Genomic DNA, 14,444 nt, shown 5'->3' on the forward strand with positions numbered 1-14,444 from the left:
ATTATTTAAACTCATGTTTATAAAATTGACTTTAATAAAGCCGTCTATATATTGAGTTAAGTTTTCCTCTGAAAGTAAGCTGTTCCAAGTAATGAAATGATTAATATCAACTCAAAAAGATTGGTAATAGCACCGCTCTTTATAGGCCACTGAATAGCACTTCCAATTATCATTAATAAAGAGCCAATAAAAAAACAAGCCCATTTCTGTTTAATCCATATGAGGATAGAAACTACAACTAGTACGAATGAGACAACCAATATCATGAATGGGGGACCGCTTGAAGAATCCAAGCTCCTATAACTCAGCACTCCAAATTCCCATTTTGCTTCGATGTTAAGATTAAATACTTCAGTAAATAATTCCAAAAACATGAGTAATGCAGTTAAACCTATAGCGAAAATTCGGATAGAAGTCTTTCTTGCCCATTGCATGTTTGCTTGCTCAAGTGTTTTCCAAGCGAATAATACAAGCAATGGCGTAAAGAAAGCATGTATCCAATACCTTGCAATATTTAGGTTTTCTAAGAAATCTCCTTCACCAATAATACGGCCTATAGTAAGGATGGTATTATCATAGAATAGACCTGCGATAATAGGTAATAAGTATATGGAACTTTCAACATATGGTTTCTTTAATAACCTTATGACTAATAGGAGTAATATGAAATAACTGATCGAAAAAATAGCAAAGAAAATAGTATCCATTGGGTTTTCCTTTTGTTCCTAAGTTTTTAGCCAATATATCTTGCTTATATTCACTGTATCCATTTACAGTATACAATAAACCACCTAACACATTTATTTTAATAGCATATGCAAAAATGGTTGAAACAATTCTTTTATTATCATCTGTATTTTCTCGATTTGTTTATGTGTTGGAATTATTGCATATGGAAACCGCAGTAAAAGAATATGAAGGGAACAAAGCAGAAGAAGAGAAAGGAGCATAACTTTCGTAAACTAATTTTAAAACAGGTTCTATAAATAGAAACAATTGGCATTTTTTATTTACACTCCGATACAAATTCACTATATATTCCTCCATTAGGAAGGGTTTTATGTTTCTGTTTCATCGAGTATTGCGTACGCAGAGTGGCAATTCTCCTTAAATGATTAAGCCTTCCCAGATATTATAGAAGCATCTTGTACTATGGCCCCCGGCTGACTTCTGATAGTTCAGTGAACATTCGAATGTTCAGTTACGACTGTGTACCGCATTTCTATCAGACCTCCCAGGGTAATTACACACTCTTCTTCTCCATGTCCCCACTTCATTTACTCTATGCACCCTTTCGCAGTAAGGCTTGTTTTGCAGTCTTACCCAAGCATCTCTAGCCTTCTATGAAGTTCGTGTTCCTAAGGTTAACCACTACTACTCCCTTCGCGGATCGGGACTTTAACCCTCCAGAGTATACACATGCCTCGTACACAAAAAGGGTGTTGTAACTTCTTCCAACCCGCCCATCTAACGCTGCCGCTACCTTTAATCCCAAAGCTTCCGGCTTGAAGTAGAAACAGCAACCGCTCCAGCATCTAATGCTGCTTTCACCTGCTCTTCCTCTTTAATCAAACCGCCGGCAATGACAGGAATATCAATTTCTTCCGTTATTTCTTCAATCACTTCAGGCATCAATCCAGGCAAGATTTCAACATAATCCGGATGAAATCGCTGAATAAGCTTAATGCTCTGTTCTAATGCCGCGCTGTCCAAGATAAAAACACGCTGAATTGCCAGTAATTTATGCTTCTTAGCAGCGGCAATCACATTGCCGCGGGTTGTTAAAATCCCATCCGGCTTCATTTCCCGCTGCAGAAATTCCATGCCGTACTCGTCCGCTTTCAACCCTTGGATCAAATCAAAATGGACTAATACCTTTTTATTTGCGCGATGAGCGTAATCAATCATACTCTTGAGCTGAACTAATCTGGATTCTAAAATAATAATATGTTCGTGATCACTTTCCAATACTTTCTCAAAGTCCTTCATCCGCCGTACAGCAGGCAATACTCCATGCATCAAGACTTCCTCCCTTCCTGCCCATCCGGTGATTGACGTGATTCCATTTCTTCCTTGGTATAAATAATCCGCATTGGATTCCCCCCTGCAAAAGCTCCAGCCGGGACATCTTTATGAACAAGTGTCGCAGCCGAGACAATCGCTCCATCACCAATATGTACCCCCGGCAATATCGTCGAATTAGCGCCGATCATAACCTCATTGCCAATATGCACCTCGCCCAGACGATATTCTGTAATTAAATATTCATGTGCTAAAATGGTGGTGTTATAACCGATAATGCTGTTATCTCCAACCTTGATTTTTTCAGGGAACATGGAATCAGGCATCGCCATTAAAGCAAAGGATGTACGGTCGCCTACTTTCATGCGCAACAGATGTCGATACATCCAATTTTTCATTCTTAAAAAAGGGGTATATCGCGCAATCTGAATGACAATAAAATTCTTCACTATTTTAAAAAAAGATACGGTATTGTACATCTGCCATAGAGAATTTGCTTTAGGATGGACCTTATACCTTTCCGTTCTCCGCATGCCTATTCACCTGCCACTGTTAATAAATCCCTCATTGTATCCAAATAATAGGTTGGATGATAGCTTTTTAAAAAGGCTTCCGTTTTCTCGGACCAGCTTACTGCCGCCGTTTGTGTGCCTGCCCGCTGTCCGGAAACAATGTCATGAAAATTATCCCCGACCATTAACGTTGTCTTCGGATCGGCATTCAGCAGATTCATCGCCTTTTCCACCGGTTCCGGATCAGGCTTTTTATTTACTACATCATCATACGTAATGATGACCGAAAAGAAATCCGTCAGCCTGGTTAAATCCAGTCCCATCATCACCGTTTTTTTAATTTTTGTGCTGACGATTCCTAATGTAATGCCCTTTTCATACAGCTGTTTTATCGTTTCATATACATCCGGAAAAGCTTCTACATAATCGTCATGCTCTCTCATATTATACTCCCGGTATGCAGCCACCATTTGCTCAGACAGCCCCGGATTTATTTCATAGAAAGTTTCATTTAGCGGCGGTCCGTTAAGATGTTTTATTTCTTCCGATGTAAACTGCATATCAAATTTTTTAAATGTATGCTCAAATGAAGCACGTATCAGCTCATTTGTATTAATCAATGTTCCGTCCAGATCAAACAGAATGGTACGAATGCTCATGATGCATTTTCCTTTCTTCTTTCTTCCAAAAATAAGCAAGCGTCATCGTTAAAATAATCGCTACCGATAACCGGATAATCAATAATGGCCAAACTGGAATACCAAGCGGAATAAAGACTAGTGTATCTTCAACGACCGCATGGCAGGATACAAGAAAAATCAAGGCTAAATACATATCCTTCTTCGGCACATTATCTTCCTTTACTGCCTGCATCATAAGACCTGCTCCATAAGCAAGTCCAATCGTCAGCCCGGCAACCATTGTCATGGAAGCCCGTTTATCTATCCCCAGCAGCTTCATAAATGGAGCGAATTTATTGGATAAGGCTGTCATCCAGCCCAGCTCCCGCATAACCTGCATTATAATCATTAACGGAATAACGATACAAGCTAGTTGAACTATTGCTGTCAGCGCAGCCTGTGCCCCATGGAGGGCAATCTCCCACCAATTATTCAGCACCACTTCATTACTGGAAATGAATCCATATTGCGCAAGCTCTGCACCGCCATTCCAGAATAAATTAATCAGTAGTCCGGAAACAACAGCCAGTCCGACCCGAATGCCGACGATGATCCACCATCTTACCCCGACGCTGGTCGCTACAGCAGATTCAATAAAAAGATTATGGGAGAATGACAGCATGACTGCCATTATAAAGACTTCCTTCACTGTAAAATCAAAGGAAATAATCGCTGCAATACCTGCATATAAATTCAAGCCATTCCCTAAAACAAGCGGAACAGCGGCTTCACCTGACAAACCGAATAGCCCCATAAGCGGGGAGATGATATTCATAAACCAGGGGAAAACAGGTGTAAACTGTAAAATCGTTATAATTAATGTAATGGGGAAAATAACCTTTCCAAGCTTTAGTGTGGTCTTTAACCCCTCTTTCAATCCCCTGTAAAGCATCCCTTTCATTTTCTTACCTCATTTCAATTTATCACAATTCCATTACTTCTTTTTCTTCTTCTTTTTACCTTTATTTTTATTCGACGGCTTTGCCTGTTTCTTTTTCGCAGGCACGTCAAGGTAACGGACGTTGGATGTTTTCATCAGATACAGCATCATGATAACTCCTGCTACAATCGTTAGAATGGAAACAACCTGCGCCGTTCGCAGTTCACCAATAACATATAAACTGTCTGTCCGGAGTCCTTCGATATAGAACCTTCCAATCGAATAGGTGACGGCATACATTAAAAATACCATGCCGCGTTTTGGGTTGATTCTGCGGAAAAACAGCAGTCCGAAAAATATTAGGAAATTCCAGACGGATTCATATAAAAATGTCGGGTGATACATCACACCGTCAATCACCATCTGATTCATAATAAAGTCCGGCAAATACTGATGGAAGCTCTCATACGCTGCCTCGGAAATCGGCCCGCCATGCGCTTCCTGATTGACGAAATTCCCCCAGCGCCCAATTGCCTGACCTAAGATTAGACTTGGTGCAATCACATCAGCAAGACGCCAGAAAGAAATCTTCTTTACTTTTGTGAAAACGATGGCTGTAAGAACCCCGCCAATAATGGCTCCATGGATAGCGATACCGCCCTCCCAGACCGCAATCATCTTCCAAAGCGGACCATTCGCATATTGCTCAAATTCAAAAATGACATAATAGATTCTCGCTGAGATAATCGCAATCGGCACAGCAAAAATAATGAAATCCATAATGGTTTCTTTGCCAAGGCCGACTCTTTCTGCTTCCCTCGTTGCTAAATAAACCGCTAATACGGCCCCAACGGCGATAATAATACCGTACCAATAAATGGTTAATGGCCCCAGTTCTAAAAACACGCGATCAATAGGAGCGTCTGTCCCAGTCATCTATATCATCCTCCTATTGTGATTCCAAATCACCTTGTTCAATCATTTTAGTTAACCGATCCGAAAATTCCTCTGCTGTATTCACGCCCATCCGCTTCAGGCGGAAATTCATGGCAGCTACTTCGATAATAACAGCAAGGTTTCTTCCTGGTCTGACCGGTATCGTTGCTTTTGGCAAATGAACATCCATGATCTTCATGGTATCTTCATCTAAGCCTAAACGGTCGTACTGCTTCTTTTCATCCCAGATTTCCAATTGAATCACCATCGAGATCCGCTTTTGACTGCGGATGGAGCTGGCTCCAAATAAAGTCATGACATTGATGATCCCAAGTCCCCGAATCTCCAGCAAATGCTCAATCAGAGCCGGCGCATTCCCAATCAGACTCTCATAATCCTCCTGCCGGATTTCCACATTATCATCCGCTACAAGACGATGCCCCCGCTTGACTAATTCAAGTGCTGTCTCACTTTTACCGACACCGCTTTGGCCGATAATCAAGACGCCGACACCATAAATATCGATTAACACACCATGTACCGCAGTAAATGGTGCAAATTTAGATTCTAAGTAATTGGTTAAACGGCTCAATACACGCGTGGTTGTCCGCGGTGATTGTATGATAGGAACGCCAGAGTGCTTCGATGCTTCAAAAAATTCTTCCGGTACATCCATCCCGCGGGAAATGATGATCCCCGGGGTTACATCCGTACATAGATTTTCAGCACGCTGCTTTCTCTCCGCTGCATTCAAACCCAGAAAATAAGCTAATTCTGTCTTTCCGATCAATTGCAGTCGTTCTCTGGGATAATAATCAAAAAAGCCAGTCATTTCTAATCCCGGACGTGAAATATCACTTGTGATAATCTCACGGTGAACCCCTTCTTCTCCTGCTACCAATTGCAAATGAAACCTGTCCAATAAATCTTTTGTACAGACGGTTGATACCATTTTGAAGCTCCTCTCTTCAACAAAGCTAACTGATATACATTTTAGCATAATCCATTTAAAAAACGTAGGGGAGAAGTTTTGGTGTGATTAAATTATTTTTGTTGTATAGGATAAGCTTTCACAGCGGAAAATATGTATTATTTTGAAAATGCGCTTCCCCATAAAACGAAGCTGTCAACCAAATGCACCGGATGCATTCGTTGACAGCTTCTTCGTTTGAAAACTTATTCTACGTGCTGCGGCGCCTTTTGCCCCAGCTTCACTGTTACAGCCCCCAATAAATAATAGTGATAGTATAATCAAAAAAGTCATTTCTTCAATAATTTCCCTAACTTTTTCACATTATTTTTATCCAGTCTTTTCATGCTGCTATTAAAAATTTCCCTGCTTCCGATTCAGACAAACACTTATATTTTTTCCTCTTGCACTTCACGTTACGGAAACCGTTATACTTATCTGTAAAGGAGCTGATTCAGATGTATACCATTGGAGAATTTGGAGCAAAAACCGGATTTTCAACACGGACGCTGCGTTTTTATGAATAGCTTGGGATTCTTTACCCAAGCAAAAGAAATGAGAGCGGTCATCGATTATATGGCTTGGAAGAACTCGCTATCTTACAGCGTATTCAGTCGTTAAAGTTTATTGGTTATTCGCTTCAGGAAATCAAAGAAATGCTCGATAAAGAAGAAATTACCTTAGAAAATTTTGCAGGCTCCCTCCCTGTTCAGAGAAAGGTTTTGGTGCATAAGCGCGAAGAATTAAACCGCGTCATTGCAGCTATTGATCATGTGCAAGCACTTTTAGATGATGATTTCCCATTAGATTGGACGGTCCTCACCTCGCTGCTTCACGGGATGGAATTTGAAGAAGAACAAAAGGCGTGGATGCAGGAGCATTTTCCAGATGATTTTGCATCACTTTTCACAGATATCCCAAACGAAGAACGTGAAAAATTAGATAGAGAATGGCTTTCCATTCTGGCCGAGGTAAAAAGACTGATGCGGGAAAACGTACCCCCGCATGCCCCAGAAGCGCAGCAGGTATTTTTAAATATCAATGATTTATTTATGAGGATCGTCCCTGAAGATGTTATCACAGAGAATATAGATAAATGGGAGGAGCAATTGGAATCTGCTGAAGCGGATGATTTTGTAGCCCCGACATTTTGGTCGAAAGAGGAAGAAGCTTATATGGAGGAAATCGCTAAAGCGATGGAGCAGCAGTATAAAGAGAATGAAAGGAAATAATGGAATGAAAAAAATGGAATGAAAAAGTCCGAAAGAGCTCACTATTTACACTGAATCACTTCGGACTTTTTCATTCGATATTTTTATATGTACTTTTCAAGAGAAATATAATTCTCTAAGCCTTCTCCAATCTATTTCATTTGAAACATTGATAAAGTATGGTGCTTGCCATGCTTGTGTTTTTTTAGCAGCGTTATTTAACGGCTTTTCCCAAGAAGGATATACTCTTATTGCCATTTTCCCTTTGTTATCAATCGTTCTTAATATTCTTTTTTCTAAAAGCAAGGACTTTGGAAAAATAAACTGACCTTTCAAGCCTTTATCTATAATTGAAATCATTATTTTATCAGGACTTTCACTATATGCATAAGGTTGATTACAATGATTTACATCTTTTTCCCAAAAGACAACAAAGTAGCCCTTTTTCTTGAGTGTTCGTTTGGCTAAGCGACTCCTATACATATTTTCATGAATCGTAAAAGTAGTCCCTTCATATTCCATATTTTGCGGCTCTTTCACTATATTTGTGATGTCATCATCTGTGCCGGAAAGCAATGATTTGATTAGGTTTATCGATTTTAGCATTTTTTCTTCTCATCCTTTGCATTTCTGCTTATTCCACCGCAATATATATTTCTACCTGCCCATTTGCCGGGTCCATATCACCGGCATAGTATTCAAAATCGCCAGTAAATGTCCGTCGGTTTTCAGAGAGCTTCTGCCATTCCCAAATAGCCTCCCATGTTTGCGGAACCTTTTCCACAATCGGACCTTTTTCAGTTACAAAGACAGCATATGTTGCTTCCGGCACTGTATACGTTTGAATTCCTTCTACGTTTTGAACCTCCGAATTGTCCGCTACTTGCACGCTCAACATAATTTCATACGATCCTTTTTCTTCTTGCCGGTAATGAAAATAGCAACCGTAATATCCCGCTTCACGAATGTTTACACCTAATTGTTCACCAATATTTTCTGTGAAAAAGCGTTCAAATAGCGCGCCTATCTTTCCATTTCCTAGCTGTTCTGCTTCATTTGTAGTTACCGCACTGACTCCTGCTAGTGTAAAAGCTGGCCTTTTCTCGATTCGGACTGGTTTTATGTTTCCAGCTGTTTTATCCTGTTTCATGCCTTATCAAACTCCTTATCTATGTGATAATAGCTATTATAATGCAGGAAACCTGACAGCTGTCTGTCTAGTTTGTTCAACTTATTTATATATTTTTGTAATTTGTGCTGCACGCTCTGCGATAATATCTCGTAAATGAACAGGCTCGAGCACTTCCACATGAGGCCCGAAGCTTAAAATAAAGCTGTATAACCATTCATCTTCCGGATAAGCTTTCTTCACCAGCCAAGCCTCATTCTCTGTCGGAATAAGCTCTTCCGCATCAAACCAATCTTCCGCTAAATGACGCGCTTCTTTCTGAAAACGTAAAACTACCTCGTTATTATGAGAAAGAGAGGATTGTTTCCCTTTTATTTGTTTTTGTTCTGGTAAAGGGCGGCGGGTAAAACTTAGCTTTGGATCAACGGACAAAGATTTTATTCTTCGTAATTTAAATAAACGAAACTGCTCTCTATCTGTGCAGTATGCTTGGACATACCATTGTCTTCCCTTGAGGATTAATGTATGTGGTTCCGCTGTTCGCTGCGTAACCCTACCTTGTGCATCCGAATATGTAAATACAATAAATAGACACGTATCAATTGCCTGTTCAATACGCTTCAACTTTTCTTGAAGATGTGTATTATTATCCCAAGGGGAATAATCAATGAGAACGCGGCTTGTTTTACTTTGAAAAGCTTCAGCATCCACAGGATGTATAACACTATTCATTTTTTCCATCAACTGCTGATGCTGTACTTTTTCATAGGATGTAGATATACTGCGAAGTGCTGTCACAATTGTGGCCAATTCATCATTGGTCAACAGATTACGATCCAGCCGGTAACCTTCTGCAAGTCCGATACCCCCATGAACTCCCTGATAAGTGACTATCGGGATACCAGCTGCATTTATCGCTTCAATATCCCGATAAATGGTCCGCACGGATACTTCAAATCGCTTTGCTAAATCTTTTGCCTGCAGCATACGATGATTTATCAATAATATAATAATGGATAGCAGTCTTTCTAATTTCATTCATCACCCTCCTCCGAACAGAAGTACCTAAACGTTATGGATTCCTTTTAATAAACAAAGAAAAAGCCAGGCAATAACAACCTGACCTTCCCTTTTACCGTCGTATATCCCGGACAACACTGTTTAAAATCATCGAAATCAATGAAATCACAATCGATGCGATAAACGCTGTACCAAACCCGTCAATGACAAAGGAAGGTCCGATAAGCGCCTGTGTAATCATCAATATAATCGCATTGACCACAATTAAAAACAATCCAAATGTAATCACCGTAATCGGCAATGTTAAAATAACCAAAATCGGCTTCACAAACATATTCAGGATGGCTAAAATAACACTTGCTAACAGCGCTGTGCCAAATCCGTCCAGCTGAAATGAATCAAAAATCTGAGCAACTGCTATCAGCGCGACAGCATTTAATACTAACGAAATAATCCCCCGAAGTAACATTAATACACGTCTCCTCTAGGCATAATAAATGCAGCAATCAGATAAACAATTGCCAATGTAGAAAAGCTCGGGATAAGCAGAATCAAGAAAATAATCCGGAGCAATGTCGGATCCACATTTAAATACTCTCCTATTCCGCCAAGGACACCAGCAAGTATTTTATTGGTTTCGGAACGATATAATTTTTTCATGAAAAGTACCTCCTCAGGTAATTGTTTTGCCATCTATCTATTCATGGATATGTGTGCTTCTATCCTTTCATACGAAAATAGAAATGAAAAAGTTTCATTTCTATTTTCCCTCTCCCTATTCTTTTTAAACAAAACAATTAGTTGGAGCTGTTCTTTTCAAAATCCCAAGTATAAAAACGTTCCATCGCCTGATGCTCAATCAGTTCATTTTTCACTTCTTCATCGATTTCATCCATCTGTTTGAACCAGCCAAACATGCCCGCTACCTGTGAATCATGGGATAGAACCGTTTGCAGCTTTTTATCAAACGTATCATGCACATCATTAACGATATCAGGGCTTCCTAAATCCTCTTCATGACCATTAGAAAAAGCCTGCGCCCATACTTTTGGTCTTTCCTCAGGAGCCATATCTTCTATAGCCTGGATTGCAGCTGCTCCCAAGGAATTATGATCCGGGTGCACAGCATAGCCGGGATAGTGTGTAATCACAAGAGAGGGTTTAATTTCTTCTAAATAGCTTCTTAAATGATCGGCCACCTCTTGTTTATCTTCAAATTCAATCGTTTTATCACGGTATCCGAGCATTTTCAGTTCCATATCTAATGTTTCACATGCCTGCTTCAACTCTTTTTTACGAATTTCAGGCAAGGATTCCCGATTCGCAAATGTCGGATTCCCCATATTTCTCCCCATTTGTCCTAACGTTCCACATAAATATGTTACCGGCACCCCATCTCTTCGAAACTGTGCGATGGAACCAGACGCACCGAATGCTTCATCGTCTGGATGCGGATAAATAACTACTACATGTTTCTCCATTACGTTCACCTATCTTTCTAGAATCAAGCTATATCCTTCGTTTTTTTATTGATGAAAAGGCGTCTCACTAATTTCTAATGCCACCATTAACCGGCCTTCTCTGTCATGACCGGCCAGCAGCAATTGGTCTTCTTGATAAATCGTCCAGTCCGTCAGCCCTTCTGCATAAATCCAGCCAAGCTCCATTTTCAAACCGACACGATAGGAATTTCCTTCTCCTATAATCTTTGCCTGTTTATAGGTTACTTTTGCATTACGTATATATGCACCAACGGTATAGGCATTGGCGTCTAAATGATTCGCATAAGCTCCATTTGTTGTTTCCAAATGAACATACACTTCTTTATTTAAGTAACTGTCCAGCGCCTGCTGAACTTTTTCAATTTCTATCGGCTTCATGTTTCAACCTCCACTTCTTATTCTTTTACTCTATCGAAATGCGGGCAAATCGTCAATTAGATAGCTTATTCATACGAAAACAGCGCTTTAAGATGATTTTAAACTTACATTTGCATCCTATTCGTAAGATATTTACGTTTTATTATACCATAGTATTCTGATTGGTTTGCAAACGTATGATGAAATAAACTATTATTCTGTAGACCCGTTATGATTTGCTCTTAAAATATAATATCTATCTGCAAATGCTTTTACAGTCTGTAATCCCGTGATAAAAAAAGTCCATCTAAAGAGCAAAACTGCACTCTAAAGATGGACCAGCTATCCTCTATTTACTGCTGACCTTCTCTTTCAGCATATCATTCATACGTTCCTTATCGCGCTCTAACACAGGGCCAAGATACTTTCCTGTATAAGAAACATCTGCCTGCTCTGCGATTTTTTCCGGCGTTCCCTTAGCGATAATCTGACCGCCGCGGTCTCCGCCTTCCGGACCTAAATCAATAATATGATCCGCACTTTTGATGACATCCAGGTTGTGTTCGATAATTAAGACAGAATCTCCATTATCTACAAGTCTCTGCAGGACATCCAGCAAACGCCGGATATCGGCAGAATGAAGCCCTGTTGTCGGCTCATCCAGAATATAAAATGTTTTTCCATCGGAGCGTTTATGCAGCTCACTCGCTAATTTCACACGCTGAGCTTCCCCGCCGGATAACGTCGTTGCCGGCTGGCCTAATTTAATATATCCTAACCCGACATCATAAATGGTTTGCAGCTTCCGTTTAATTTTTGGAATGGCAGCGAAAAACTCCAGCGCTTCTTCAATACGCATCCCCAACACTTCTGATATATTTTTGCCTTTATACTTCACTTCCAATGTTTCCCGATTATAACGTGCTCCGTCACAAACCTCACAAGGGACATACACATCGGGAAGGAAATGCATTTCAATCTTGATGATTCCATCGCCGCGGCAGGCTTCACAACGTCCGCCTTTGACGTTGAAGCTGAAACGGCCTTTTTTATAGCCGCGTATCTTCGCTTCATTCGTCTGCGCAAATACATCACGGATATCATCAAATACCCCGGTGTACGTCGCCGGATTCGAACGCGGTGTTCTTCCGATTGGAGACTGGTCGATATCAATGACTTTCTCTATATGCTCGATCCCTTTTATGCTTCGATATTTCCCTGGTTTTACTTTCCCTTTATATAATTCTTTTGCTAAGGATTTGTAAATGATCTCATTAACCAGCGTACTTTTCCCTGAACCGGAAACCCCTGTGACAACGGTCATCAGGCCAATCGGAATTTCAGCTGATACGTTTTTTAAATTATTTTCCGATGCGCCGGTAACTTTTATTTTGCGTTTATCCGCTTTTTTACGTTTTGACGGCACAGGAATAAACTCTTTTCCAGATAAATAACGGCCCGTTAATGAATTCTCATTCGCCTTCACATTCTCCGGCGTATCACTGGCAACAATCTCCCCGCCATGCTCGCCGGCGCCGGGGCCAATATCAATCAGCCAGTCCGCTGCAAGCATCGTATCTTCATCATGCTCCACCACAATCAGCGTATTATCTAAATCACGCATCTGTTTGAGTGTTTCAATCAGACGGTCATTATCCCGCTGATGCAGTCCGATAGAAGGCTCATCCAGCACATAAAGCACTCCTGTCAATGCAGAGCCGATTTGTGTCGCCAGACGAATCCGCTGTGCTTCTCCGCCGGAAAGTGTTCCTGCTGAACGGGATAACGTTAAATAGTCTAAGCCGACATTATTTAAGAAATTCAAACGATTATCAATTTCTCTTAAAATCAAACGTGCAATCTGGCGGTCCTTTGCACTCAATTCAAGCTGCTTAAAGAAATCCATTGATTCCAGAATAGAAAAATCTGTTACATGGCTGATATGCTTCCCATCAATCAATACAGCAAGCGCCTCTTTATTAAGACGGTTCCCTTTACAGGTCGGACAATTTTTCTGCGCCATATATTTTTCTAATGTCTCACGGATAAAGTCCGAAGAAGTTTCTTTATATCTGCGTTCCACATTCTTTAAAACACCTTCAAACGCAACGTCTTTCGTACGGGAGCTGCCAAAATCATTTTCATAATGAAAGTGGATTTTTTCTTTCCCGCTTCCATATAAAATTTTATCCATTTGTTCCTCAGGAATATTCTTCACTGGAACATCCATCGGAATGCCATAATGGTCGCAGACGCTTTTCAAAAGCTGCGGGTAATACTGCGAGCTGATTGGCTCCCATGGTGCGATAGCATGCTCATTTAACGTCTTGTCCCAATCTGGAATAACCAGCTCCACATCGACCTCCAGCTTCGTACCCAGCCCATCACAGCTCGGACACGCGCCAAAGGGACTGTTAAAGGAGAATAAACGCGGCTCTAATTTCCCGATAGAGAAACCGCAAATCGGGCAGGCATGGTTTTCGCTGAATAACAGCTCTTCATCGTCGATAACGTCCACAATCGCATTTCCTTCTCCAAGCTTCAGCGCTGCTTCCAGGGAATCACTCAAACGGCTTTCGATGCCGCTTTTAATAACAACACGGTCGATAACCACCTCGATGGAGTGCTTTTTATTTTTCTCCAGATTAATATCGTCCGTAACCTCCATCATATCGCCATCAATCCGAACACGCACATAGCCTTGCTTTTTCAAGTCTTCTAATACTTTAACGTGTTCTCCTTTTCTGCCGGATACGACCGGAGCTAAAATCTGCATTTTCGTTCTTTCCGGATATTCCAGCACCCGGTCCACCATCTGCTGTACAGTCTGCGAGCTGATTTCAATGCCATGCTTCGGACAGGTCGGCTTTCCTACGCGTGCAAAAAGCAAACGCAAATAATCATAAATCTCGGTCACTGTTCCGACGGTCGATCTCGGATTTTTGCTGGTTGTTTTCTGATCAATCGAAATTGCTGGAGACAAGCCTTCAATCACGTCCACATCCGGCTTGTCCATCTGTCCCAGAAATTGTCTTGCATAGGCAGACAACGATTCTACATATCTGCGCTGTCCTTCTGCATAAACGGTATCAAAGGCAAGGGAGGATTTCCCGGAACCAGAAAGCCCTGTAAGAACCACTAATTTATTTTTAGGAATATCCACATCGATATTTTTTAAGTTATGCGCTCTGGCACCTTGGATTTTTATAGATTTACTTAGCATAA

The 14,444-nt window shown here is 40.8% G+C and carries 17 protein-coding genes; 2 read left to right on the plus strand and 15 right to left on the minus strand.

The window, feature by feature from the left end; all coding sequences use genetic code 11:
* Positions 1-56 precede the first annotated feature (56 nt).
* Positions 57-707 (minus strand): hypothetical protein, encoded by a 651-nt coding sequence (locus MKX55_RS18055; RefSeq protein WP_339233946.1) that lies wholly within the window; start codon positions 705-707, stop codon positions 57-59.
* 116 nt (positions 708-823) lie between these two features.
* Between MKX55_RS18055 and MKX55_RS18060 the strand changes: the two genes are divergently transcribed.
* Positions 824-952, plus strand: a complete 129-nt coding sequence (locus tag MKX55_RS18060; RefSeq protein ID WP_256704976.1) for a hypothetical protein — start codon at positions 824-826, stop codon at positions 950-952.
* Positions 953-1,485: 533 nt separating this feature from the next.
* Here the strand turns inward: MKX55_RS18060 and MKX55_RS18065 are convergent.
* The 6 genes from MKX55_RS18065 to hprK are packed head-to-tail and all read right to left on the minus strand — an operon-like array spanning position 1,486 to position 5,982.
* A complete protein-coding gene (locus tag MKX55_RS18065; protein WP_339233950.1) occupies positions 1,486-2,019 on the minus strand; it encodes a glycerol-3-phosphate responsive antiterminator in 534 nt (177 codons plus the stop codon).
* Complete coding sequence (locus tag MKX55_RS18070; RefSeq protein WP_339233952.1) at positions 2,019-2,555, minus strand: acyltransferase; 537 nt, start codon at positions 2,553-2,555, stop codon at positions 2,019-2,021. The genes MKX55_RS18065 and MKX55_RS18070 overlap by 1 nt, the downstream gene beginning before the upstream one ends.
* A gap of 2 nt (positions 2,556-2,557) precedes the next feature.
* The gene (ppaX, locus tag MKX55_RS18075) at positions 2,558-3,193 is read right to left on the minus strand and encodes a pyrophosphatase PpaX (RefSeq protein ID WP_339233954.1); all 636 of its coding nucleotides are present in this window, start codon (positions 3,191-3,193) and stop codon (positions 2,558-2,560) included.
* Positions 3,168-4,115: a nucleoside recognition domain-containing protein gene (locus tag MKX55_RS18080; RefSeq protein WP_339179385.1), complete on the minus strand. Its 948-nt coding sequence runs from the start codon at positions 4,113-4,115 to the stop codon at positions 3,168-3,170. The genes ppaX and MKX55_RS18080 overlap by 26 nt, the downstream gene beginning before the upstream one ends.
* 33 nt (positions 4,116-4,148) lie before the next feature.
* Positions 4,149-5,030 (minus strand): prolipoprotein diacylglyceryl transferase, encoded by an 882-nt coding sequence (gene lgt / locus MKX55_RS18085; RefSeq protein WP_339233957.1) that lies wholly within the window; start codon positions 5,028-5,030, stop codon positions 4,149-4,151.
* A gap of 13 nt (positions 5,031-5,043) precedes the next feature.
* Positions 5,044-5,982, minus strand: coding sequence for an HPr(Ser) kinase/phosphatase (hprK, locus tag MKX55_RS18090; protein ID WP_042530222.1), 939 nt, complete (start codon positions 5,980-5,982; stop codon positions 5,044-5,046).
* Between the two features lie 551 nt (positions 5,983-6,533).
* Between hprK and MKX55_RS18095 the strand changes: the two genes are divergently transcribed.
* Positions 6,534-7,232, plus strand: a complete 699-nt coding sequence (locus MKX55_RS18095; RefSeq protein WP_339238568.1) for a MerR family transcriptional regulator — start codon at positions 6,534-6,536, stop codon at positions 7,230-7,232.
* 96 nt (positions 7,233-7,328) lie between these two features.
* Here MKX55_RS18095 and MKX55_RS18100 read toward each other — a convergent pair whose 3' ends face one another.
* From MKX55_RS18100 to uvrA, 8 genes are all read right to left on the minus strand, one after another.
* Positions 7,329-7,817: a MepB family protein gene (locus MKX55_RS18100; protein ID WP_339233958.1), complete on the minus strand. Its 489-nt coding sequence runs from the start codon at positions 7,815-7,817 to the stop codon at positions 7,329-7,331.
* 28 nt (positions 7,818-7,845) lie between these two features.
* Positions 7,846-8,361 carry a GyrI-like domain-containing protein gene (locus MKX55_RS18105; RefSeq protein ID WP_339233960.1) on the minus strand — a complete coding sequence of 172 codons (516 nt, stop codon included), beginning with the start codon at positions 8,359-8,361 and terminating at the stop codon, positions 7,846-7,848.
* Positions 8,362-8,442: 81 nt separating this feature from the next.
* Positions 8,443-9,378, minus strand: coding sequence for a YafY family protein (locus MKX55_RS18110; protein ID WP_339233963.1), 936 nt, complete (start codon positions 9,376-9,378; stop codon positions 8,443-8,445).
* 94 nt (positions 9,379-9,472) lie between these two features.
* Positions 9,473-9,829 carry a phage holin family protein gene (locus MKX55_RS18115; RefSeq protein ID WP_193064297.1) on the minus strand — a complete coding sequence of 119 codons (357 nt, stop codon included), beginning with the start codon at positions 9,827-9,829 and terminating at the stop codon, positions 9,473-9,475.
* Positions 9,829-10,020, minus strand: a complete 192-nt coding sequence (locus MKX55_RS18120; RefSeq protein WP_042530211.1) for a PspC domain-containing protein — start codon at positions 10,018-10,020, stop codon at positions 9,829-9,831. Before MKX55_RS18120 ends, MKX55_RS18115 begins: the two co-directional genes overlap by 1 nt.
* Positions 10,021-10,157: 137 nt before the next feature.
* The gene (gene bshB2, locus MKX55_RS18125) at positions 10,158-10,841 is read right to left on the minus strand and encodes a bacillithiol biosynthesis deacetylase BshB2 (protein WP_339233966.1); all 684 of its coding nucleotides are present in this window, start codon (positions 10,839-10,841) and stop codon (positions 10,158-10,160) included.
* A gap of 45 nt (positions 10,842-10,886) precedes the next feature.
* Positions 10,887-11,240, minus strand: a complete 354-nt coding sequence (locus MKX55_RS18130) for a YojF family protein (protein ID WP_040978834.1) — start codon at positions 11,238-11,240, stop codon at positions 10,887-10,889.
* A 328-nt stretch (positions 11,241-11,568) separates the two neighbouring features.
* Positions 11,569-14,442: an excinuclease ABC subunit UvrA gene (gene uvrA, locus MKX55_RS18135; protein ID WP_339179409.1), complete on the minus strand. Its 2,874-nt coding sequence runs from the start codon at positions 14,440-14,442 to the stop codon at positions 11,569-11,571.
* Positions 14,443-14,444 lie beyond the last annotated feature (2 nt).

The sequence above is a fragment of the Oceanobacillus sp. FSL W7-1281 genome (assembly GCF_037969835.1).
In the GTDB taxonomy this organism is placed as follows: domain Bacteria; phylum Bacillota; class Bacilli; order Bacillales; family Amphibacillaceae; genus Oceanobacillus; species Oceanobacillus oncorhynchi.